Below are 22,966 nucleotides of genomic sequence, written 5' to 3'. Positions count from 1 at the left end.
CTAGTCGAGAAAGTCGTACATAGACTCTTCTCGTTCGAGGCGTTCGCGGGTTGCTTCGTCCAGCCCACGCGTGAGAGCCCGCGCTTTTCGGTAGTCACTCATGGCCAGAAGTAGGGTGGCAATGGCGAATGAGAAGGTCAGGATTCCACTGGTATTCCCGAAGGCCGCAGAGAGGCCAATGACGTCGGGCCCCAGCAGGGCTGCCGCCGCCGAGATATTCTGCCCCTCTAGCCGGTCGGGAGCAACCATGCCGAAGAACCCGGCTAACACCCATGTAGACGCCGCCACAAGGGCGGTGACAGGTGGCAACCCCGCCCGCTTTCCGGCGCCCTGCAGCCCCATCTCTTTATAAGAAAACAGTGCAGCCACCAGCAGAATGATGAGTAAGGCGGGCCCGAACGATATCGCATAGATAGGCACAAGCTCTCCCCCGGCGCCAAAGAGGGCGCGCCCGGCAGTAATCCAGGTGGCCGAGATAAAAGCCATAGGTACCAGCAAGTAGGCTAGGGCCTGACGCACAAGGCCCGGCTGCCGCTGTAGACGCGGGTGGGCAGAAGCAGAGTCAGGGCTAGATGTAGAGTGCTCTTGGTTCACCCCACCTATCTTAACCGGGCAGAGCTCTGCGGACGGGTAGGGTGGTATATATGAGCAGACTTGAAGCTATTTTCTTTGACCACGACGGAACCCTTGTAGACACCGAGCCCCTCTGGGCAGAGGCTAAAACCGCACTGACTGCCGAGTTCGGAGCTACCTGGACCGAACAGGATACGCTCATGGCCCTGGGCAAACCTGCCGCAGTCACCTTTGCCCGCATGCAGGAGCTGGGTGCAGATGTTTCTACTGACGAACTCTACGAACGCCTTAAGGCTAAGATGTCGGTTCTCTTGAAGGACGCCCGTGTGGAGCTCCTGCCCGGCATTGAGGCGCTCTTGGCGCAGGTGGCTGAGGCGGGCGTCCCCGCAGGAATTGTCACCAACGCGACCACCGAGGTTGCCGCCAACACCGCCAAGCTGGCGCCGGAGGGACTTTTCAAAACCCTGGTCACCGATGAGCAGGTCACCCACGCTAAGCCCGACCCCGAGCCCTACCTGCTCGCAGCTCAGAATCTAGGGGTAGATCCCGCAAACTGTGTTGCCGTAGAGGACTCTGCTTCTGGCACTCAGAGCGCCACGGCTGCAGGCATGAAAGTGGTCGTAGTGCCTGGCATGACCGAGGTGCCCGAGCACCTGGGCCACGCCCGCTACGCCCACACAGAACTCACCCTCGATAAGATTCGGGCATTGATCGAGGGCTAAGAGCTACATTGCCACATAGAAAGGCGGGTCTATCGCATGATAGACCCGCCTCTAGTGCGTGGTTCGAGTTTTGAAGCTCTGAGGCTTACTTGAGGTTACCCTGGCCGTCTTCCAGGTGGCCGCGCAGGAACCACTGGAAGAGCTCCAGTTCAGCGGTCTGGCCAATCAGCAGATCCTCGGTAATGGGGTCAATGTCGCCCACCTTTGCAATAGCTGCACGGTGGTCTTCAACTACAACGTTGTAGACCTCGTTCAGGGCACGGATGTGAGTCATAGCATCCGCGCGGTCAACATCGTATTCAGCCCAGGTGCGCTTTTCGACCAGGTCGCCAGAGAGGCCGTTGGGAGCTACGCCCATGGTGGCCATGCGCTCTGCAATGGCATCGACGAAGCCACGTACCAGGTCGACCTGGGGGTCGAGCATTTCGTGAACAGCGATGAAGTTGGGGCCAACGACGTTCCAGTGGGCGTGCTTAAGCACCAGGTGCAGGTCGTTCAGGGCGTGCAGGCGAAGCTGCAGAACGTCGGCTACGTGGTGGCCTGATTCTTCGGTGAGACCGGGGACGGTGAATGATGCGTACTTGCTCATGGCCGGCTTTCCTTTCGTGAGTGTACCGGGCTATTCGGGAGAGCCCGGTGACTTGTCTACACCTAACCTTACGCATCTCGTTGCAGCTTTTCAAGGCTTATTGTGAATAAATCATAATAAGTAAAACCTGGCATGACTAGGTAATATACCTACATTTCAGCTTATGCAAGCCTAACCTCAGCGGTATTGACCAGCACAAACACAGCCACAAACGCTACACATCTGAATTAGCGAAAAAGAACCGGCGCTAATTAAAATCTTCAAAAAAATTTCCTATCCTACCCGTTTCTCCCGCCCATAAGCGTCCGCGCAGAGCTGCATATCACTTTGCATAGAAAGTACTTGAGTAGATAGAGTAGTAGGCGACGAAGGGGAGTAGTTCCCACAGGCGTCCAGCGCCAAAGCGGTTTATCGACACACTGGCTCGCCCACCCCCTAGGTGCGGCACCCGGTAAACCACCGCTTCTCACAAGCGGCGAGCGAGACCTTCGGCTAAGAAAACTACAGTTTCTTTAGCCGAAGTGTATGCAATTTTCGTCCCGCTTCGGCTCCTGACCAAAGGTAAACACCATGCCAGCAGCCGCCCCGCACGCCCCCTCCACCCAGCCAAGCCGCGCCCAGATTCGCCGCTGGCGCCGCTATCTCGCCGAAGAAATCTCAGAAGCCCGCATCTATGCCGCCCTAGCCGACCGAGCTGAGGGAAAAGAAGCAGAAATCCTCAGAGAAGTCGCCCAGGCAGAACTCCGCCACCAGGAGCACTGGCGCACCCTGCTAGGCGAACACGCCACGCCTGAGCCGCGCCCGTCCGTCTCCGCCCGCTTTCTAGAGCTTCTTGCCAAGAACTTCGGCTCAGTCTTCGTACTCGCCCTAGCCCAGCGCGCCGAGGGCCGCTCCCCCTACGCGGAAGACCCCGACGCCACCGAAGCCATGGCCGCCGACGAGGCAATCCATGAAGAAATCATTCGAGCGCTCTCCACCTCTGGCCGCGAAAAGCTCTCGGGCAACTTCCGCGCCGCCGTCTTTGGCGCTAACGACGGCCTGGTCTCAAACGCTGCCCTCATCATGGGTGTGGGCGCGACCGGCGTCAGCAGCTCCATGGTGCTTCTCTCCGGCGTTGCCGGCCTACTTGCAGGCGCTCTCTCCATGGCCGCCGGCGAGTTCGTTTCGGTGCGCTCCCAGCGCGAACTCCTGGACGCTTCCCGCCCCACCCAGGTCACCCTCGACGTGGCCCACCAGCTGGACATCAACCAGAACGAGCTCGAACTAATCTATAAGGCCCGCGGCATGAGCGAGGAGGCCGCCCGCCACCGCGCCATGGAACGCTTCGGCTACTTCACCTGCGACTGCGACCCCTCGCTCTCCTTCCGCGACGATATTGAAGGGGCGGACGCCGAGGACGCCCACGGTGCGCTCGGCAGCGATGTGGGGGCTGCCGCCTCAAGCTTCTGTTTCTTTGCATCCGGAGCCCTCATCCCGACCCTGCCCTACATTTTCGGCATGTCGGGCGGGGCAGCCATGCTGATTTCCATGCTGCTGGTGGGCTTTGCCCTGATGGGCACCGGCGGCGTAGTGGGCCTACTCTCAGGTGCCTCACCTCTCAAGCGCGGCCTGCGCCAGCTAGCGATCGGCTACGGCGCAGCTCTGGCCACCTACCTACTGGGCCTGCTGTTCAATACGGCGGTGCTGTAAATAGCCCGTCCCGAAAAAGTTAGGGGTGGGCGTTTCAAGGGCCCACCCCAACAGCGTCTTACCTAGCCCCACCGAAGAACAGTCGTTGTATGCAGCTCATTTGAGAACACTCGACTGCCGGTGACCCCGTTAGAAGAGTAGGTAATCGTACCTGACTGAATATACGAAGTAAATTGCAGGCGACTCTGAGCGGTGTAGTAGGCGCTTTGAATCGTTACCGGGCTTGGCATAATAACGACCTGAGCATATAGGCGCCCCTTAGAGTCGTAAGTAACGGTGAGAGGCTTAGCTGTGGTGACGGTAATTCGGCCGCGGAAGGTGCCAGACCCGTCAGGATTGAGGGTGACAGTTGGGGCATCAGCAACCCAGTTGGACTGCACACCGGCCTGAGCCAGGTAGGTCGCACCGGTATTGAGCACGTCTGAGAGCGTGCCCGTGCGCCGCTGGTTCCATTTGGTGCGGCTACCAATCTGCATACCCGTATTCAGCTGAGGGTTCCCATTAAAAAGAAAGTTAGCCTGCTGGGGAACGTAAAACTCAACGTCCGTTACGAAGACAGCACCCGCCGCCAAGGTAGCACTACCCCCTGCGACATAGTCGGTTCCGGTTCCGACATTGGTCGTGGGGACGGAAAACCAGAAGCCACTAGAGTTTGCATAGGCACCGGGCTTTCCAGACCCGCTGTTGGTAACCGGGGTGAACGAACCTTCCCCGTTCGCGATCCAGCTGCTCGACAGGTCTTGGGCGCGTTCACGCGAATCGTCCCAGTTGAAGTCAGATTCGGGGTTGGTACCAGCAGCTTTTGCTTCAAAGTAGCTCTGAGGGGTTGTCGGCCAGCCGGTTGACTCCTGGCTTTGCACATATCCCACGTTGCCCCCGTTCAGGGCCGCCGAGACAAATAAGCCAGCCTGAATACCGCTTTGGCGCGACATAGACGCCGCATAGGCTGGCACCGCTGTACCAGCAAGAACTATAGGGGTTGACCAGGCGCCAGCTTGAACGAGTGAACGACGTGACAGCTCTAAGCCCATCACTTATCTCCCTAAAATTTATTCATATAAAAAACAAGTCCATAGTTAATGTACAAGAAAAGCCAGGCTTTCCAGGTGAAGCGCAAGATTCACGGAACCCTGCAGAGACACCGCTACAACAAAAATCAAGTATGGAAAAAGTCAATTTACCTGGGCAAACAATTTAGATATGAAACAGATTCTGGGTAAAGTATTCCAAATTTGTCCCCACAAGAGTGGTCAATTAGATACAAGCGTGTCGAAACAAGACTTCATACAGCCACCCTGGGGCACACCGAAAATCATCTAGTAAAAAATTTGCCCCTAATCAAACTAAAGAGTATAAATACACAAAAACCTGACTATTTATTTACAACAAATTAGAAAACAGGGTTCGATACACCTGAAAATTTATATGTTTTTTATAGACATAAAATCCCAAAAGCCTACACTTGTCCACATAAGAGTACCTATCCAGCACAAAAGTATCAGATAAATCCCAGACTTTTTAAGCTAAATCCTATATTTATGGGGGACAAACCACGACTTAGCGCCCAAATCACACTATTTTCAAGGCTTCCGCCACCTTCTAAACAGCACACCCCTGCTACTATGTTTTAAAACCTAAATTTTCCAGATACTTTTTGATAGCAGTGTGAAATTTTTGGCTTTCTCGCGCATTATTAGAGGTCGCCTAAAACTCTTTCAAGCCGTATCACCACTGGAATCACTCGCAATTACTGGGGCCTTCATTCACTCGCTTGGCCCCGCTTTAGAAGGAAAACAATGAACAACGTTTCACGCCGCACCCTGGCAAAGGGCGCCGCTTGGGCAGCTCCCGTCGTTATCTCCACCGCTGCTATTCCTGCCTATGCAGCAAGCTCATCAGTTTGCTCAAGCACCTCACCTGCTACCAGCATCACCTGGGCAGACTTTGTACGCGATACCGCTGTCTCTGCACAGGGCAGCACCAGCCACTCAGGCTCCGTTACCACCAACGATGGTAAAGCAGTTCTTACCATCACTCACGTCTCTTCAACCGGTCCTTCCCTCTCAAACTCTCAGGACCTCATCACCAACAAAAACTCATCCGGTTCAGTCGCTTTTGCCTCCTACTCAGGTCTGTCTGACTACCTCTTCTTCCAGACCCTGCAGAGCGGCACCAACGGCTACACCGGTGGTACCCAGCAGTCAACCGTTACCATGAGCTTCTCAACCCCTGTTACCGGTTTCTCCTTCATCATCGGTGACGTTGACCAGGGCTCCAACTGGCAGGATGTTTTCACCGTTAGCTCTTCCCTGCAGGGTGTAGCCACTTCTGCCCCCGGTGTCACCGGTGGAGCCACCATCTCCACCAGCGGCAACACCACCACCTTCACTGCAACTAAGGCCAACACCAACCTGAGCTACACCTCTTCAGCAGGTAATGTTACCCTGACCTTCCCCGAGCCTATCGATACCATCACCCTTACCTGGGCCAACGGTGGTAACCGTATCGGCGCCCAGAACTTCGTTATCGGTGGCAACACCACTCTGAACGTCTGCTCAACCGGCACCTCATCTAACTAATCTGCCCGGCAGAACAGGGGCTCTGACCAGCTTGCTCTGGTCAGAGCCCCTTCCTATGCCTACTCCCCTACCCCAGGAATACGGGGCAGGGCGGTTCCCTTCCCCCATATGAACAAGGACGCCGGTGGTCACGCACTGCGCAACCACCGGCGTCCTACCGGCTAGGGGACACTAGCTTACTTGTTAGCGAAAATTTCGCGCATGAGCTGGGCAGCCTCTGAGGGAGTCTTACCCACCTTCACGCCAGCGGCTTCCAGGGCCTCCTTCTTAGCCTGGGCGGTGCCAGATGAACCGGAGACAATCGCACCCGCGTGGCCCATGGTCTTACCCTCGGGAGCGGTGAAGCCCGCCACGTAGCCAACAACGGGCTTGGTGACGTTAGCCTTGATGAACTCAGCAGCGCGCTCCTCAGCGTCACCACCGATCTCACCGATCATGACGATAGCTTCGGTCTCGGGGTCAGCCTCGAATGCCTCGAGGGCATCGATGTGGGTGGTGCCGATGATGGGGTCGCCGCCGATGCCGATAGCGGTGGTAAAGCCGATGTCGCGCAGCTCGAACATCATCTGGTAGGTCAGGGTACCTGACTTAGAAACCAGACCGATCTTGCCCTTACCGGTGATGTTGGCGGGGGTAATACCGACCAGGGACTCACCGGGGGTGATGATGCCGGGGCAGTTGGGGCCGATGATGCGGGTAATCTGCTTTCCATCAGCATCAACCTTGCTCTTGGCGTAGGCCCAGAACTCAGCGGTATCGCCTACGGGCACACCCTCGGTAATAACGACAACCAGGGGAACCTCAGCGTCGATAGCCTCGATGACGGCGTCCTTGGTGAAGGCCGGGGGAACGAAGACGATAGAGACGTCTGCGCCGGTCTCCTTGACGGCTTCAGCAACGGAGCCGTAGACGTTCAGCTCAACATCGTTGCCGGCTGCGTCCTTGTGGGAAACGGTGGTGCCAGCCTTGCGGGCATTCACGCCGCCCACAATCTGGGTGCCAGCTGCGAGCATGCGGGCGGTATGCTTGGTGCCTTCACCGCCGGTGATGCCCTGAACGATGACCTTGGAGTCCTTGTTCAAAAAGATAGACATTGTAAAAACCTTCTAGTAATAATCAGCGGTGATTTATGCGGTGTGGGCCAGCTCGGCTGCCTTGTCTGCGCCGGAATCCATGGTCTCTGCCTGGTGAACCAGCGGATGGTTAGCCTCAGAGAGAATACGGCGGCCCTCATCAACGTTGTTACCGTCCAGGCGGACGACCAGGGGCTTGGTTGCCTTATCACCCAGGATTTCCAGGGCCTTGACGATGCCGTTAGCCACAGCGTCGCAGGACGTGATGCCACCGAAGACGTTGACGAAAACAGACTTGACCTGCTCGTCGTTGAGAATAATGTCGAGGCCAGCTGCCATCACCTCAGCGGACGCACCGCCACCAATATCGAGGAAGTTAGCAGGCTTGACGTTGCCGTGGTTTTCGCCAGCATAGGCAACGACGTCGAGGGTAGACATGACCAGGCCTGCACCGTTACCGATGATGCCGACTTCACCGTCGAGCTTGACGTAGTTGAGGTCGTTTTCCTTGGCCTTAGCTTCGAGGGGGTTCTCGGCTGACTTATCAACCAGGGCCTCGTGCTCGCGCTGGCGGAACTCAGCGTTATCGTCGAGGGAGACCTTGCCGTCCAGGGCCAGAATCTTGCCGTCGCCGGTCTTGACCAGCGGGTTGACCTCAACCAGGGTAGCGTCTTCCTTCTTGTAGACCTCGCCCAGCTTGACCAGCACGGCGGCGACGTCCTCGCGTACGTCCTCAGCGAAGCCAGCGGCCTCCACAATCTCGGCGGCCTTTTCGGCGGTGATGCCGTCCATGGGGTTGACCTCAACCTTGGCCAGGGCCTCGGGGCGCTCGGCAGCCAGGGTCTCAATGTCCATGCCACCTTCAACGGAGCACATGGCCAGGTAGGAGCGGTTAGCGCGGTCAAGCAGCATGGAGAAGTAGTACTCTTCAGCGATGTCTGCGCCCTGGGCAATCATCACGCGGTGGACGGTGTGGCCCTTGATGTCCATGCCCAGAATCTGCTGGGCGTACTCGTAAGCCTCGTCAGCGGTCTTGGCGACCTTCACGCCACCGGCCTTACCGCGTCCGCCCACCTTAACCTGGGCCTTGACTACGGTGACGCCACCGATCTTCTCAGCTGCTGCCTTTGCTTCTTCAGGGGTGGTAGCTACGATGCCCTGGAGCACGGGGACGCCGTGCTTCTCAAAGAGATCGCGTGCCTGGTATTCAAACAGGTCCACAGGGATTCCTTCTTCGTCGAAGTCATGCCAGAAAGCGGTGCTCCCGGCGTTTACATGTACGAAGTTCGGTGCCCGCCCCATTGCGAGAGCTGGAGCACACAAAGCTTCTCCACAAAGAAACTTTAGCGCACTTGCCTATAGGGGTGCGAACTTATTTCCCTCTGAATGAAACAAACCTGTCAGTTACCACCGGTGCTCCCCCACCGGGACTATTTGACCTTCTCGCAGGCGTCCAAAATATTGACCAGGAAGGGGGCTGTATCGGAGGCGCGGGGCACCATCAGATACTCCAGCTCGTCAATGCGCCAGAGCATAATGCGGGCCTCGGCTACGGTACAGGACAGGGCCTTGCCCGGGTCGAAGAAGTCCGGCGGGAAGTCAAAGTGGACGACCTCATCGATGACGTCCGCCGCCGCTACTCCGCTCAGATTCAGCACGGTTCGGTTGACCGACACATCAAGTACCAGCCCCTCATCGCGCCCCAGGGCGGCAGCAAGAGCCCGGCCCAGCTTGACCGCGTCCACCCTGGTCACTACCAGGTAGACGCCCTCTTCAACGTAGAGGCAGGCAACCACCTGGCGGGTGCCGTAGAGCAGGTGCAGGGCGGTTGCATCGCCTGTTACCTGCCCGCGGGTGGTCGGTAGAGCTGCGCCCAGCACCTTTTCGATGCGGCGCGCAGCGGGAGTTGTGGGGTCAATTTCAATGCGAAAGAGAAAGAGGTCAGAAATCTCCTGAAGCTGCACGCGGGTATCGGTCACCTCATCCATTGCCTCTACGAATTCTTCGGCGATAGAGGGAAGGTTAGAGTCGTGATGATCCATGGTCGTCCTTGAGTGAATCGAGCAGAAAGTAGCCCGGCACCACGGGGCGGTGCCGGGCTACTTTTATTTTAGTCGGTCTTCTTTGTCAGCGGGGCGTAGCGCAGCAGGAGCCGTTTCTCTTCTTTCGCGAAGCGTACCTTAGCCACGGTTTTATCGCCAGACCCTTCAACCGCAGTCACCCGGCCCTCACCAAAACTGGTGTGCTCAACCCGGTCACCAACCGCGAGCGCCGGGATTTCCTTGTTCTGCTGCACGCGGGAAACCTGGCGGGCTGCTGCTTTGAGCCCGTAGGTAGCTGAGCCGTTGATTTCACTGGTAGATGGTTCGGAAGGACGCCGCCGCTCAGCAGGTTCGTCAAAGCGGCTGGAGTAGGTGGAAGACCCGTAAGAGGACCCGTACCCGCTAGCTGAGCCGCCGCGGTTACCAGCCCAGCCGCCGCGTCCGCCCGCGTAAGCGCCCCCATAGCCACTACCGGAGTAGCCGCCGAAGGACGAGCCGGTACGCTTCCAGTCAATGAGTTCCTCGGGGATCTCTTCGAGGAAGGGAGAGGGCGGGTTGAATTGGCTCTGGCCCCACATGGAGCGGTTCTCAGCGCGAGTGAGGTAGAGCCGTTCCATGGCGCGGGTCAGACCCACGTAGGCCAGGCGGCGTTCCTCACTCATTTCTGAGTCGTCGGTGAGGGCTCGCTGGTGGGGGAAGAGGCCGTGTTCCATGCCGGTTAGAAAGACCACGGGGAATTCCAGGCCCTTGGCGGTGTGCAGGGTCATGAGGGTAATGACGCCCTGGGAGCGGGCTTCGGCCACCTCTGCGGCAATCTGGGCGGCGGACGGTCCGCCCTCCTGCTCGGCCTTGGGCTTGTTGGGGATCTGGTCGGCGTCAGCGACCAGGGCAACGTGTTCGAGGAAGTCTTCCAGGGTGGCACCTGCGTTGTCGATTTCGAACTCGCGCACGGCGTCCACCAGCTCTGAGAGGTTTTCCACGCGGGATTCGTCCTGAATATCCTTGGACTCGCGTAGGGCCGCCAGGTAGCCGGTCTGCTCCAGTACTGCCTCTAGGCAGGTGGCTGCCGACTCCGTGGCAGCTAGCTGAGCGAGGTCGTCGATCATCTGGGCAAAAGCGGCCATTTTCTTCACGGCGGCAGCTCCCAGGCCGGGCACTTCACTGCCCTGGCGCAGGGCGGCCATGAAGGAGATACCGGTAGCGCGCGCGTGATCGGCGACCACACTTTCAGACTTAGCCCCGATTCCGCGCTTGGGTTCATTGAGCACGCGGCGCACGTTGATGTCGTCGTCGGGGTTGACCAGCACGCGCAGGTAGGCCAGGGCGTCCTTGATTTCCTTGCGCTCGTAGAAGCGGGTGCCACCGACCACGCGGTAGGGCAGACCCACGCGCATGAGCATCTCTTCAAGGGTGCGAGACTGGGCATTCGTACGATAGAAGATAGCCACATCGCCGGGGGCGGTACCGTGCTCATCACGCAGGCGGTCAATTTCCTGGGCAATGTAGCGGGCCTCGGCATGCTCGGACTCTGCCACGTAGCCGGTGATTTTGGCGCCGTCGCCGCTGGCCGTCCAGAGCTTCTTGGGGCGGCGGCCCTTGTTGCGCTCAATCACAGCGTTGGCTGCCGAGAGGATGTTCTGGGTGGAGCGGTAGTTCTGCTCCAGCAGAATGGTGCGGGCAGTCGGGTAGTCTTGCTCAAAGTCGGTGATGTTACGGATGTCAGCCCCGCGGAAGGCATAAATCGACTGGTCAGAGTCACCCACCACGGTCAGCTCAGCAGGCGGGTAGGCGTCGGGGTAGGGTCCGTTATCGGCCGGGCCGGTCTCAGCGCGCAAGGACGCCGCGCCCCCCACCAGCTGTCGCACCAGCTGGTACTGGGCGTGGTTGGTGTCCTGGTATTCGTCCACCAGGATATGGCGGAAGCGACGGCGGTAGTACTCGGCTACCTGGGGGTGGTTCTTCAGAAGGTTGACGGTTTCAAAGATGAGGTCGTCGAAGTCCAGGGAGTTAGCGGCCCGTAGACGCTCGGTGTAGGCCGTATAGACCTTCGAAATCACGCCTTCCCAGGGGTCGGTGGGGCTGGTTTCAGCTGCGAACTGTTTGGCGCTGACCAGTTCGTTCTTGAGGTTAGAGATACGGTTGCCCACGACCTTGGCGGTGAACTTCTTGGTATCGAGATCCATCTGCTTGATAATCAGGGTCAGCAGGCGCTGGGAGTCAGCCGAATCGTAGATGGAGAAGGTTGACTTGAGGCCCAGGGCTTTTGCCTCGCGGCGCAGTACGCGCACACAGAAGGAGTGGAAGGTTGAAATCCACATGCTCTGCGCCCGCGGCCCCACCAGGGCGGTGATGCGCTCTCTCATCTCGGCGGCAGCTTTATTGGTGAAGGTAATCGCCAGAATCTGCCCCTGGTGGGCGCGCCCCGTTGCCAGCAGGTAAGCGATACGGTGAGTCAGCACGCGGGTCTTACCCGACCCGGCACCCGCCACAATCAGCAGGGGGCTACCGGCATGCTTTACCGCCTCAGCCTGGTGCTCGTTCAGGCCCGCCACCAGCGTCTCGGGATTGACGCTGGGAGCGGGGCGGACGTCCTCAAACTCAGGCATAAACCCACCCACCTGATAGGCAGGCGGCACAAAATCATCAGCCGGAGGAGCCGCGTCGTAGAAAGGATCAAAGGGAGGTTCGTCAAAGAAGGGATCGCCCTCAGGTTCTGCTGACCGTTTGGGGGCAGGGGCGGGCATAAAATCGTCGTCATCAAACATAAGAGAACCTTCCAGAAATCAACCGTCAACTCCCCATTTTAGGCGAGCGGGCACCTGCCTACACCCGATTGAGCTGACAGATAAGATAGACAGCATGGGTCTTTCAAAAGGTCAGAAGAAACGCCTCTACGGCGAGAATACGCAAGCGCACTCCCCCGCACCCTCAGCAGCCAAGGCGGGGCGGACGTCCGCGCCCCCTCGCAGTCAGGGGGCAGGGCCGCGCGTGGTCACCGACTACAGCCGGGCAGAACTCGCCGCCCAGCCGGAAAAGGGCGGGGGCTCCTACATTTTCTTGGGTGTTGCCTTTGTCGTGACCGTCCTGTTCTTGCTCTACTACTACCTCATGTTGCTGCCGGGGGTGTCGGCAGCTGCCGGTGCTACCGCCCCGGAACTCATGCTGCGCTTCGATGCCCAGCACCTACAGACTGTAGCGGCGGGCCTGGGCGTAGAGGGCTTGCAGGCCTACCAGGTGCTCCACCGCTCAACGGGCCTGATTCTGCCCCTCATTTTTGCTTTCACCTGGTGGAATATGGTGCGGGCTTCGAAGTTTGAGCTCCTGGTCGGCAGGCTCATGCTGACCTTGCCAGTGGCCTACGCCCTGGTCTTTATCGCCGGTGGTTTTGCGGTCGACTCGGCCCTCGCTGACCCGCTGGGCGGCACTACGGCTCTTGCCTCCCTTCTGATGACCGCTCGCTGGGCCCTGTTCGTGCTCTGCCTGGTTCAGCTAGGCTACCTGGCGCTGCGCCTGGTCAGAAGCAAGATGGACGCCTTCGCCCGTGGCGAGCTGCCCGGGCAGTGATGTTAGGCTAGCGTCCCGCCCGTCCGCGTCCGCCCCCCGAAAAGTGCAAGTGCCTGTGCAAAAGTGACAGGCACTTGCACTTTTTAAGCGGCAGCTAGTCGCCGCACCCCGTGCCGTAGCAACAGACAAACCACGTGCTGCGGGCGGTGGGTGAGGTCTTCATAGGTGATTCGCAAAACCTTCCAGCCCTCGTTCTCTAACTCGCGCTGCCGGAAGAGATCTTGTTGCCGCTGTTCGTCAAAAGACCGATAAGCCCCGGTGTACTTGATACGGCCGTCGACCTCGAGGATAAGCCTGAGGCGCCGCCACATAAAATCAGGACGATAGCGGCGGCTACTGCTCGTAACCACCCACCGCTGCACAGCGGGTAGCTCAAGATTTTCAAGCACCATCAGAAAATACGCCTGAGATTCTAGCGGTGATTCGAGCTCGGTCGTCAGGCTCCGTGCCAGGGTACGAGCTTGCTTCGCACCACGGTCGGAGACGGCTAGTAGCGCATCGTGCAGCAGGTACTGGTTGCAAAGGTTCTGGTGGAGAAAATAGTGTGCAACCGTCACCGTGGTGAGCGCCCGCTGGTGACCGATACAGCTCAGGACAGTGTCTATAGGTGAGAGAACCATAAGGCCCTGGTACTCCTGTGCCCTATTTATTGCTTCAGCAGGAGTGACGCAGCGGCGAATGCCCTGCTGTTTGCCGCGATCGCGCCAGGAACTCGCGAGGTAGATATGAGAGGGGAGTTCAAGGAGGGGCGCTCCCCAGGCAAGAGCAGCGGACGTGCGTGTAAGGACGGCGTGTGAGCGGGTTTTGCTCACCGCTATGTGGTGTATCAGGGCACGCTCGGTAGGGGTTGCCTGGGCGAGAGTCTGGGTTTTGATGTAGGCTCCCTGTCTGAGTCGGACGAGCTCTTTGGACCGCACTGCGTCACTAATTTTGCGACTGGTCAGTCCCTGTAGTCGTAGGTCACCGGTAAGAAGTACTGAGTTATATAGGTGCTGGCTCATGGTGTATAGGGTGACTGAATCAGGGGTGTTGACGCTAGCCCTGTGGACTCAGGGGCCGGTTAGCGCGTCTTAACGCCGCAGGAAAAGTGCATATGCCGTCGACTTATCCACAGGCGTTTGCATTTTTCGGGTGGCGTACAGGTTTTCGTGTAAACTGGTGGGGTTGCGCCCTCGTAGCTCAGGGGATAGAGCACCGCTCTCCTAAAGCGGGTGTCGGACGTTCGAATCGTCTCGGGGGCACAAAAAGAGAGGGTATGCCATACTGCGCGGAGCGCTGGCATACCCTCTCTTTTTGTGCCCGGCGTTAAAAATAAGGCCCCCAGGCCGGATTTAGCCGGTTTTAGAGCTAGCTTTGCTGATGCCATACTGCGCGGAGCGCTGGCATACCCTCTCTTTTTGTGCCCGCCTGGGGGCGTTAGTTGCGGGTTTTCTTTTTTCGGTAGGCTAGCCGAGAGATGACAAGCCCGAGGACGATGCCGATGCCGCCGGTGATGGAGACCCACATGGCTGCGTGCCCGACGAAGATGGCGATGATGAGGCCGAGGACGATGCCGGGTATGGCGCCGGCTACCATTCCGATGGCCATGTAGGTGAATTCTTGGTCGGATGAGCCGGCTGGGCTTTCGAATTGGGGGCTGTTTAACTTCTGCGACATAGTTCCAATCCTAGCTGTGCCTTCTACCGGAGTCGAAAAGTGGGTATAAAAAATGCGCCCCAGCTGGTCGTCTGGTGCGCATATGCAAACCTGTGTTTGCGGGGGATCCTTACCGTGTGATGTGTGGTAGGAATTCTTGTGTTCGTTTTCAGTAGGAAAGTGACCAGCTACTGAATGAACGTCACCGACTGGGGCAGTTTTGGCTGCCCCGTACCGTGTGAGAAGTCTTAGATGCCAGCGGTGTAGTAACCGTCAACGGGCATGAAGCCGCCACCGTCAACTGAGGTTAGCATGGTGCCCTGTGAGGGGTTGAGAGCTGAGATCATCTGGCCGTTGCCGACGTAGATGCCAACGTGTGCGTAGCCGTTGGTGAAGACGATGTCACCGGGCTGGGGGTTTGAGGTGGGGGTCAGCTCGGTTGCCATGGTGTAGGTGTAGGCGGTCAGGTTGATGCCAGCCTGTGCGTAAACGTAGGATACGAAGCCTGAGCAGTCCCAAGCCTTGTAGGACTTGCCGCCCCAAACGTAGGAGCCGCCGATGCCGTCGTAGGCAGCGGCCAGAACGGTCTCACGAGCGTTTGAGAGGTCAACGTTGCTGGAAACCTCGGTGGTGGTGGTTGCCTGGGGAGCAACGGTTGAGGGGGTCTCAACGACGGTGTTTTCAACTACAGTGGTGGTAGCTTCGTAGCCCCAGGTGTTGTAGTTGTAAGAGTGTGAAGCCAGTGAGGGGGCTGAGTGTGCGGGTGCTGAAACTTCAGCTACTGCGAATGCGTTTGCGGGTGCAACGGTTGCGGCGAGCATAGCGCCTGATGCTGCAACGATACCTGCGGTACGTACGACGGTTGACTTAGCCATTTTGTTTTCCTCCATTGCCGAACGAGGTGAGCTGTCGGGTTCGAGCATGAAGTTCGCTCGGCCGCAGAGTCTGCGACTTAACCCCTAGGGTTCTCGGTGGAGATCCCAAAAAGTGGGTCCCCCGCTTCTGCCGTGATGTTATTTTGCTTGTTGTCCTGTGAACAGTGGCAGAACTAGGCGGTGCTGTTCGTAGGGTGCTAATCCGACCAGTGATGAGCACGAAATAGAACATTACACAGCCTGGGCTGGTTTGTCACGCTTTGGTCACGATTTTGTTGCAAGACCCCCGGAATGCAAAGCAGGGTGATTGATTTTTTGGCTTTCAGGACGTGTCCAGCTGGGGCTTATGGGGCACATAGAGTTAGTTTTGACAAGGGAAAATAAAAGGATTTTAAGGCAGCCCCACAACACCCTCCCGCCGGCCCCCTATCAGGGTTTTGCCAGTCTTAATTTAACTGAGAAGCCGACCACTTAAGGCCCCGCACCCTCTCTACAGCCCTCCGCAGCCCCTCAGCCAGCCCCCCCCATCAGCACCTTACGCAACACCAAAAACAGCTTTTCACCCTCAGAACATCACAATTTGATAACAAAAAAGGTGCCTACCAGCCGGGTGGGCACCTTTTTCGTTATCAAACTGTTATCTTTTGACGATAATCGCTTCTGCTACTTCAGCGCTGAGCGTCAGCGCTTCGTCCTCGCCGTCCGCGTGAACCAGCACGGAGCCGTCCTTATTACCCAGAATCGACACCGTTGCACCATAGACGATGCCCGCATCGCCCAGACGCTTCAGCAGCTGCACGTCGGTCTGAATAAACTCGGGCAGACGAGACACAGTAAAGCGGTCATCTTCAGATGAGTCGCGGCCCGCAATCGACATGGTAACGGTGCGTCCGTCGTTCTCCTCGCTCTCGGCACCCAGCTCTTCCAGACCGGGAATCGCGTTGCCGTAGGGGGAGAACTTAGGCTCGTTGAGCAGCTCTAGAAGACGGCGCTCCACGCGTTCACTCATGACGTGTTCCCAGCGGCAGGCCTCTTCGTGTATATATTCCAGGTCAAGACCAATGACGTCGGCAAGCAGGCGCTCAGCCAGGCGATGCTTGCGCATCACCTCCACTGCCTTCTGACGCCCTTCTTCGGTGAGCTGGAGGGAGCGGTCGCTAGCGACGGTGAGCAGACCGTGGCGTTCCATGCGGGCAACGGTCTGAGAAACGGTGGGGCCGGAGTGCTCAAGGCGCTCTGCAATACGGGCGCGCATGGGGGTGATGCCCTCTTCCTCAAGCTCCAGCACGGTGCGCAGATACATTTCAGTGGTATCAATGAGGTCTGTCATGCCTTCTCGAATCTCCTTGGGCCAGCCCGCACGGTGCACGGGTTGTTAGGTGCAGTGGTTTTGACCTTAATTGTATGCGCTACTAGGTCAGGGAAGCGTTTACTCTCTTCAAGAGCTGAAATTGTTGCGCCCGCACCGCGCACCTTCGGTTTGCAGCGCCGTCCACCACCAAGCCCTACACCGAGGCTATCTCACTATATAAATTTATTCCCCACATTTTGGGCCGGTACGGGGTGCTTGAGGGCTGCGGGGCCCGCGCAGGTTGCACAATAGAAACAGCAGGACGCCGGCGGCACCCCCTCCCTCACATCAACGCATAGCCGCCACGGCACATGTGCTGCTCATGTCTAGGAGATATTCAGTGACCACTTTTCCCGTGATTCCCACCGAGATGCTACCTGCCGACGGCCGTTTCGGTGCTGGCCCCTCTAAGGTACGCCCCGAGCAGGTTGCCGCCGTATCAGCTGCTGCCACTACCCTGCTAGGTACCTCCCACCGCCAGGCCCCGGTCAAGAACCTGGTCGGTGAGATTCGCGAGGGCCTGCGCGCTTTCTACTCTGCACCCGATGGCTACGAGGTGATCCTGGGCAACGGTGGCGCCACCGCGTTCTGGGATGCCGCAACCTTCGGCCTGGTTGAGAACAAGGCTCAGCACCTGACCTTCGGTGAGTTTGGCTCTAAGTTTGCTTCAGCCACCAAGGCAGCCCCTTTCCTGGCTGATTCCACCGTTATTTCTTCTGAAGCCGGCACCCGCCCCGAGGCCCGTGCTGAAGAGGGCGTAGACGTTTATGCTTGGCCCCACAACGAAACCTCAACCGGTGTTTTTGCCCCGGTAGCCCGCCCTGCCGGTATCGCCGATGATGCCCTGGTGCTGATTGACGCTACCAGTGCCGCTGGCGGCCTGGATGTTAACGTGGCCGAGTCCGACGTCTACTACTTCTCACCCCAGAAGAACTTTGCCTCCGACGGCGGCCTGTGGCTGGGGCTCTGGTCACCGGCAGCGGTTGAGCGCGCTGAGCGTATCGCCGCTTCTGACCGCTGGATCCCCGATTCCCTGAACCTGGTTACTGCTATTAGCAACTCCCGTCTCAACCAGACCTACAACACCCCGGCTCTGGCCACCATGATTATGCTCAATGAGCAGATTAAGTGGATGAACGAGCAGGGCGGCCTGGCTTTTGCAGCAGCCCGTACCGCTGATTCTGCAGGCCGTGTCTACGCCTGGGCCGAGGCTAGCGAGTACGCCTCTCCCTTTGTGGCTAACCCGGCTGAGCGCTCCAACGTCATCGCTACCGTTGATTTCGATGAGAGCATCGATGCCGCTGCTATTGCTAAGGCCCTGCGCGCTAACGGCATCGTCGATACCGAGCCCTACCGCAAGCTGGGCCGCAACCAGCTGCGTATTGCCACCTTCACCGCTATTGACCCCGAGGACGTCTCGGCTCTGCTTACCTGCATCGACTACGTGGTCGAAAAGCTCAAGTAGTTTTTAGCTAGGCAAAGATAAGGACGCCGCTCCCCGCTCACCTGCCACCGGGCAGGAAGGCGGGGGCGGCGTCCTTCTTTTCTTAATCTTTAGCGGGGTTCTTGCAGGTCGATTGCTGCTGTGACCGGGGGCGGCTCCCGGTCAGGGCTCTCAGCGGTTTCAGGGCGCGGACGCAGCACCAGGCGGGTGCGGGCCTGCCTGTCGTAGTGCAAGTGCAGGTGCTTATATTTCATAATCCAGATCAGCCCAATCAGGGCCGCCAGAAAACCGGAGGCAGAAGCAACCCCCAGCCCCCAGCGGGCGCCCCAGAGGTCATTGACCAGACCGACCAGGGGTGAGCCAATGGGGGTACCCCCGATGAAAACCGCCATATACACGCTCATAACCCGCCCCCGCATAGCAGGCTCGGTTGTTACCTGCACGTAGGCGTTTGCTGAGGTGATGATGGTCAGTGCCATGAGCCCGAGCGGAATCAGGGCCAGGGCAAACAGCCAGAGGGTGGGGGCGAGTGCCGCCAGTAGGGTTGCCATGCCGAACCCTAGGCAGGAGGCAAACATGAACCGCATGCGTGGGGTATCCCGCCGAGCAGCTAGCAGGGTGCCTGTCACCGAGCCGATGGCAACAACGGAGTTCAGCAGCCCGAATTCACCCGCGCCCTGCCCGAATTCGGTGGTGGCCATAGCAGCAATATTGAGGGCTGTATTTAGGCCGAAAGTACCAATGAGGAAGGCTGCCACCATCACCACGATGATGTCGGGGCGATGTTTGAGGTAGGTAAGGCCGTCGCGCACCCGGTTGTGAGCGGCGGACGACCGCGGCAACTGCCGTAATTCATTCTCACGGATAGCGACGATTGCCAGGATCATAGCGATGAAGGTCAGGGTGTTCAGCAGGAAGACCGGCCCGGTTCCCACCGCAACAACCAGCAGGCCAGCAACCGCCGGCCCGATCATGCGGGCGACGTTGAAGGACATGGAGTTGAGCGCTACAGCATTAGGCAGGTCCGCGTCTGAGACAAGTTCTGAGACGAAGGTTGACCGCACCGGGGAGTCAAGGGCTGAGACGATGCCCAAGGCTAGCGCGAAGAGGTAGACGTGCCAGATAGCGACATGACCCGATAGCACCAAGAGGCCCAGCCCGAGAGCCAGCAAGCCCATGGTGCTCTGGGTCCATAGGAGAATTTTTCGCCGATCGCCCCTATCGGCAAGCGCACCGGCATAGGGGGCGAGGAAGAGGGGCGGGGCGAACTGCAGAGCGATGACGATACCCATCTGGGTAGAGTCGTGGCTTGAGAGGTCGTTGAAAACCAGCCAGTCCTGGGCGGTGCGCTGCATCCAGGTACCGATGTTAGAGACAAGGGCACCAATGAACCAGAGACGGTAGTTAAAAATCCACAGTGAGCGGAAGGTTTTGTTCCTCCCGTTCATGGGCTGGGGTTCTCGTCTCTGGGTGGAGGTCATTCAGCGCTGGCACCGTCCTGGGTTTCTTCGGCTAAGTCATCATTGGCAGCTTCAGTGCTGTCTTCGCTCTCTGCGGGGGCGTCACTGTAGTCTGCGCCGTCGTGGTCGTAGTCTTCTTCCTCCCGGTCTTCGGGGAGCAGGCGGTCGGCCCAGGGTACCCAGGCTGGGGCCAGTAGGGCGTCGTCGCCGGGCAGCAGACCGACTTCACAGACGGTTGCAACCTTCGAGCGGGGGGCACGCGAGAGGGTGGCAAACCAGAACCAGCCGCGGTAGCCCGGTAGAGTGCACTCAAAGAGGTGGGTAGTCAGGCGCTCTTCTTCACCGCGCAGGTGGTGGACGGGGCCGATAGCGTTTTCCGGGGCGATATCGGCTAGGCCTGCGAGGGCTACATCTTTAGCCGCGGCAAGGACGGCATCGACCTTGCTGGTACGGCGACGGCGGGTGGGTTCACCCAGGGTTGGTTCAGGGGCGGACGCCGGTGCCTGCTCAGCAGCTTCGGGGCCGGGCTGCTCGTAGCTTTCTGCGCTCGAAGCGCCGGGGGCTGTTAGCTCGTCTTTTACCTCTTCAGTCATACTCCTATTAAAGCAGGCCGGTAGAGGCTGTGGCCGTTGCTCTTCCTCCCGGCGTAATACCCGTGCTTCTTTAGGCAGCTATAGCGGGCCTTGATAGCTTAGAGATATGTCTTCTGAACACACTGAAATTCCTGAGCTACCCTACGGCGGTGCTATCCGGGCGCTGGGGCTTGCCGCCGGCGTCCTCATGCTGGTGGGCACCCTCTCCGGTGTCACTATGCTGTTGCTGAAGTGGGCTACCGGAACTGCTCCCGAGATCTTGAGCATTACACCGCTGCTGACTCTACCGCTAGCTTTTTTGGCCTTGTTAGGAGCCCTGTTTCTCACTCTGCTTCGCCGCCGAGCTAGCTAGAGACTGGGCTCTGCCCTTTTGCTCACGGCGTACTTACCGCATTTTCCCAGCAGGGCTAAGGCAAACTCAGCAGAACATACAGCTGCACACAGCTAGTGCACAGGTAGTAAGCGCACAATTAAAAGCGTGAATACCAAAGAACCTGAAGCAAAACTGCTGGTCGTCGACGACGAACCCAACATTCTAGAGCTCCTCGCAACCTCCCTGCGTTTTGCGGGCTTTGAGGTTGTCACCGCAGCCAACGGCCGTGAAGCCCTTGAGAAGGCTGAAACCGAGTCACCCGACCTGGCTGTACTCGATGTCATGCTGCCCGATATGGACGGCTTCACCGTAACCCGCAAGCTGCGTAGCTCCGGCCGTCTCTTCCCCGTCCTCTTCCTCACCGCTAAGGACGACACCGAAGACAAGGTCACCGGCCTGACCGTCGGCGGCGATGACTACGTCACCAAGCCCTTCAGCCTCGATGAAGTTGTGGCCCGCATCCGCGCCGTCCTGCGCCGTACCCAGCCCCACATTGAAGAAGATTCCCGCCTACGCGTGGACGACTTGGTGCTGGACGACGACGCCCACGAAGTCTTCCGCGGCGACCGCGAAATCGACCTCTCACCCACCGAGTTCAAGCTCCTGCGCTACCTGATGCTCAACCCCAACCGTGTGCTGTCTAAAGCCCAGATTCTGGACCATGTGTGGGAATACGACTTCAATGGCGACGCCTCTATCGTGGAGTCCTACATCTCCTACCTGCGTCGCAAGATCGATAACGACCAGAACCTGCCCCCGCTGATTCACACCAAGCGCGGCGTCGGCTACCTGCTTCGTACCGCCAACAAAAACTAAGGGGTTACGAGTTTGCGCTCTCGTCTCTCTGTGCACCGGCTGGGTTCGCTGTCCTTGCGAACCCAGCTCGTGCTTTTAACATCTATGCTGCTGGCTCTGGCCATCTCTGTGATGTCTCTGGTCGCTATTTCAGCGATTCGAGCCAAGATGATGGACCAGCTCGACGATGAGATTAGTGCCAGCTACAGCTACCTGGTGACTGCGGTCTATGCTGATCAACAGCTATCGCAAACCCAGGGAACTTTTATTCCCTACGAAGCATATTTGCTAGACAGCGACGGGAATATCGTACGGCCAGTGGCGACTCTGGCTGATGAATCCTCCTCCCCCGTCATTTCGGGTCTCACCGCCGATAACGTCAAGCGATACAACAAGGCTGCCCTGACGGTGCGTTCAGCCAGCGGCCACACTGAATGGCGCCTGATCGCTTTCCCGGTTGAGGACACCAATCAGACCCTGGTCATCGCTGCCCCCCTGACCCAGATTAACCAGACGGTAGCTATCGTGGGGGGCTTGACCATGCTCTTTGGTGTGGCTACCCTTCTTGCCTCCATCGCGCTGACCTGGGTAATTGTAACCAGGGCCTTTGAGCCTCTCGCCCGCGTGGAGCAGACCGCAGCCCAGATTGCCGCGGGTGACCTCTCCCAGCGTATTGAGAACTACAGCCCCTACAACGAGATTGGCCACCTCACCACCTCTTTGAACACCATGCTCTCGCACATTGAAGAGGCCTTTGACGCCCAAAAGCGGTCCGAGGTGAAGATGCGGCGCTTCGTGGGCGACGCCTCCCATGAGCTTCGCACCCCGCTAGTATCGATTCGGGGCTATTCTGAGCTCTACCGTATGGGCGGCCTGCCCAACGATGAGGCCGTGGCAATGGCTATGGACCGCATTGAGTCAGAGTCGAAGCGCATGGGCCAGCTGGTAGAAGACCTCTTGACCCTGGCTCGTCTCGACGAGCGCCGGGTTGCCGAGAACGCCCGGGTAGACCTGCTGAAGCTGGCTACGGACGCCGCTAATGACGCCTTCGCTTCGGCCCCCGACCGCACCATCGAGGTGGTGGGGCTAGAGGGTGCAGAAGCCCTCACGTCCCTGGTCTGGGGCGATGAGCAACGCCTGCGCCAGGTTATCGCCAACCTGATGACCAACGCCCTGCGCTACACCCCGGCGGGCTCCCCGATTGAAATTGCGGTCGGGTCAGTGCCGGGTGTTGATGGAACCTGGACGTCCGTGCTCCAGGTTCGCGACCATGGCCCGGGTATTCACGGTGAGGACGCCGAGCGCGTCTTTGAGCGTTTCTACCGGGCTGATACTTCACGCACCCGTGAGACGGGTGGAACCGGTCTGGGGCTAGCAATCGTCGCTGCGATTGTAGGCCAGCATGACGGAACGGTGCGGGTTGAAGAGACAGAAGGCGGCGGGGCTACCTTCACTATTCGCATTCCCCAGTACAGTGACCACACCGGCCCTATTCCGCTTGCAGCGGGTGAGCAGGTCTAGACCAGGCCTTATTCTGACGCTCTAGAAGTTTGGTCGGGGCTTTCTTGCCCTCGGCAGCTTGCTGCGCCCCTGGTGCAGACCGCTGGTG

The 22,966-nt window shown here is 58.7% G+C and carries 21 protein-coding genes, 1 tRNA gene and 1 riboswitch; of the genes, 9 read left to right on the top strand and 13 right to left on the bottom strand.

The annotated features are described in order from the left end of the window. Positions 1-594 carry a hypothetical protein gene (locus L6963_RS06555; RefSeq protein ID WP_237206013.1) on the bottom strand — a complete coding sequence of 198 codons (594 nt, stop codon included), beginning with the start codon at positions 592-594 and terminating at the stop codon, positions 1-3. A gap of 50 nt (positions 595-644) precedes the next feature. Here L6963_RS06555 and L6963_RS06550 point away from each other — a divergent pair, with 50 nt between their 5' ends. Further along, entirely contained in the window at positions 645-1,295 is a 651-nt protein-coding gene (locus tag L6963_RS06550; protein ID WP_237207612.1) for an HAD family hydrolase, read from the top strand. 85 nt (positions 1,296-1,380) lie between these two features. Here L6963_RS06550 and L6963_RS06545 read toward each other — a convergent pair whose 3' ends face one another. Further along, positions 1,381-1,884, bottom strand: coding sequence for a Dps family protein (locus L6963_RS06545; RefSeq protein ID WP_135012503.1), 504 nt, complete (start codon positions 1,882-1,884; stop codon positions 1,381-1,383). Between the two features lie 570 nt (positions 1,885-2,454). On the opposite strand from L6963_RS06545, the gene L6963_RS06540 reads away from it, so the two are divergent. Next, a complete protein-coding gene (locus L6963_RS06540; RefSeq protein ID WP_237207611.1) occupies positions 2,455-3,573 on the top strand; it encodes a VIT1/CCC1 transporter family protein in 1,119 nt (372 codons plus the stop codon). 62 nt (positions 3,574-3,635) lie between these two features. Here L6963_RS06540 and L6963_RS06535 read toward each other — a convergent pair whose 3' ends face one another. Then, complete coding sequence (locus tag L6963_RS06535; protein ID WP_237209153.1) at positions 3,636-4,604, bottom strand: amino acid oxidase; 969 nt, start codon at positions 4,602-4,604, stop codon at positions 3,636-3,638. A 765-nt stretch (positions 4,605-5,369) separates the two neighbouring features. Here L6963_RS06535 and L6963_RS06530 point away from each other — a divergent pair. Further along, positions 5,370-6,152, top strand: a complete 783-nt coding sequence (locus tag L6963_RS06530) for a hypothetical protein (RefSeq protein ID WP_237207609.1) — start codon at positions 5,370-5,372, stop codon at positions 6,150-6,152. A 176-nt stretch (positions 6,153-6,328) separates the two neighbouring features. Here L6963_RS06530 and sucD read toward each other — a convergent pair whose 3' ends face one another. From sucD to pcrA, 4 genes are all read right to left on the bottom strand, one after another. Then, positions 6,329-7,246, bottom strand: coding sequence for a succinate--CoA ligase subunit alpha (gene sucD / locus L6963_RS06525; RefSeq protein ID WP_237207608.1), 918 nt, complete (start codon positions 7,244-7,246; stop codon positions 6,329-6,331). A gap of 33 nt (positions 7,247-7,279) precedes the next feature. After that, on the bottom strand, positions 7,280-8,446 hold the full coding sequence (gene sucC, locus L6963_RS06520) for an ADP-forming succinate--CoA ligase subunit beta (RefSeq protein WP_237207607.1): 1,167 nt from the start codon (positions 8,444-8,446) through the stop codon (positions 7,280-7,282). Between the two features lie 209 nt (positions 8,447-8,655). Next, the gene (locus L6963_RS06515; protein WP_237195060.1) at positions 8,656-9,267 is read right to left on the bottom strand and encodes a sarcosine oxidase subunit gamma family protein; all 612 of its coding nucleotides are present in this window, start codon (positions 9,265-9,267) and stop codon (positions 8,656-8,658) included. Between the two features lie 68 nt (positions 9,268-9,335). Continuing rightward, positions 9,336-12,032, bottom strand: coding sequence for a DNA helicase PcrA (gene pcrA, locus L6963_RS06510; RefSeq protein ID WP_423816800.1), 2,697 nt, complete (start codon positions 12,030-12,032; stop codon positions 9,336-9,338). 94 nt (positions 12,033-12,126) lie between these two features. Here pcrA and L6963_RS06505 point away from each other — a divergent pair, with 94 nt between their 5' ends. Further along, a complete protein-coding gene (locus L6963_RS06505; protein ID WP_237207606.1) occupies positions 12,127-12,831 on the top strand; it encodes a hypothetical protein in 705 nt (234 codons plus the stop codon). An 83-nt stretch (positions 12,832-12,914) separates the two neighbouring features. Here L6963_RS06505 and L6963_RS06500 read toward each other — a convergent pair whose 3' ends face one another. Then, a complete protein-coding gene (locus L6963_RS06500) occupies positions 12,915-13,748 on the bottom strand; it encodes an endonuclease domain-containing protein (RefSeq protein ID WP_237209152.1) in 834 nt (277 codons plus the stop codon). A 251-nt stretch (positions 13,749-13,999) separates the two neighbouring features. Here L6963_RS06500 and L6963_RS06495 point away from each other — a divergent pair. Beyond that, positions 14,000-14,072: transfer RNA gene (locus L6963_RS06495), tRNA-Arg, on the top strand. A gap of 175 nt (positions 14,073-14,247) precedes the next feature. Here the strand turns inward: L6963_RS06495 and L6963_RS06490 are convergent. From L6963_RS06490 to L6963_RS06480, 3 genes are all read right to left on the bottom strand, one after another. Further along, positions 14,248-14,487, bottom strand: a complete 240-nt coding sequence (locus L6963_RS06490) for a hypothetical protein (RefSeq protein WP_237207604.1) — start codon at positions 14,485-14,487, stop codon at positions 14,248-14,250. A 227-nt stretch (positions 14,488-14,714) separates the two neighbouring features. Then, positions 14,715-15,341 (bottom strand): C40 family peptidase, encoded by a 627-nt coding sequence (locus L6963_RS06485; RefSeq protein WP_237195068.1) that lies wholly within the window; start codon positions 15,339-15,341, stop codon positions 14,715-14,717. A gap of 4 nt (positions 15,342-15,345) precedes the next feature. Further along, positions 15,346-15,490, bottom strand: a riboswitch (cyclic di-AMP (ydaO/yuaA leader). Positions 15,491-15,978: 488 nt separating this feature from the next. Next, entirely contained in the window at positions 15,979-16,671 is a 693-nt protein-coding gene (locus tag L6963_RS06480) for a metal-dependent transcriptional regulator (RefSeq protein ID WP_237207603.1), read from the bottom strand. Positions 16,672-17,014: 343 nt separating this feature from the next. On the opposite strand from L6963_RS06480, the gene serC reads away from it, so the two are divergent. Beyond that, positions 17,015-18,157: a phosphoserine transaminase gene (gene serC / locus L6963_RS06475; protein WP_237207602.1), complete on the top strand. Its 1,143-nt coding sequence runs from the start codon at positions 17,015-17,017 to the stop codon at positions 18,155-18,157. An 89-nt stretch (positions 18,158-18,246) separates the two neighbouring features. Here serC and L6963_RS06470 read toward each other — a convergent pair whose 3' ends face one another. Then, positions 18,247-19,584, bottom strand: a complete 1,338-nt coding sequence (locus tag L6963_RS06470) for an MFS transporter (protein ID WP_237209151.1) — start codon at positions 19,582-19,584, stop codon at positions 18,247-18,249. Between the two features lie 29 nt (positions 19,585-19,613). Continuing rightward, positions 19,614-20,189, bottom strand: coding sequence for a DUF3027 domain-containing protein (locus tag L6963_RS06465; RefSeq protein WP_237207600.1), 576 nt, complete (start codon positions 20,187-20,189; stop codon positions 19,614-19,616). Between the two features lie 106 nt (positions 20,190-20,295). Between L6963_RS06465 and L6963_RS06460 the strand changes: the two genes are divergently transcribed. The 3 genes from L6963_RS06460 (at position 20,296) to L6963_RS06450 (ending at position 22,878) form a co-directional block, all read left to right on the top strand. After that, a complete protein-coding gene (locus L6963_RS06460) occupies positions 20,296-20,541 on the top strand; it encodes a hypothetical protein (RefSeq protein WP_237207599.1) in 246 nt (81 codons plus the stop codon). A 126-nt stretch (positions 20,542-20,667) separates the two neighbouring features. Next, the gene (locus L6963_RS06455) at positions 20,668-21,378 is read left to right on the top strand and encodes a response regulator transcription factor (RefSeq protein WP_185174100.1); all 711 of its coding nucleotides are present in this window, start codon (positions 20,668-20,670) and stop codon (positions 21,376-21,378) included. An 84-nt stretch (positions 21,379-21,462) separates the two neighbouring features. After that, positions 21,463-22,878 carry a sensor histidine kinase gene (locus tag L6963_RS06450; RefSeq protein WP_237207622.1) on the top strand — a complete coding sequence of 472 codons (1,416 nt, stop codon included), beginning with the start codon at positions 21,463-21,465 and terminating at the stop codon, positions 22,876-22,878. The last annotated feature ends 88 nt before the right edge of the window (positions 22,879-22,966 follow it).

This window comes from Rothia nasimurium (genome assembly GCF_928392795.1).
In the GTDB taxonomy this organism is placed as follows: domain Bacteria; phylum Actinomycetota; class Actinomycetes; order Actinomycetales; family Micrococcaceae; genus Rothia; species Rothia nasimurium_F.
Note: the sequence above shows the minus strand (reverse complement) of the source record. Positions and strands in the feature narration are given on the sequence as shown.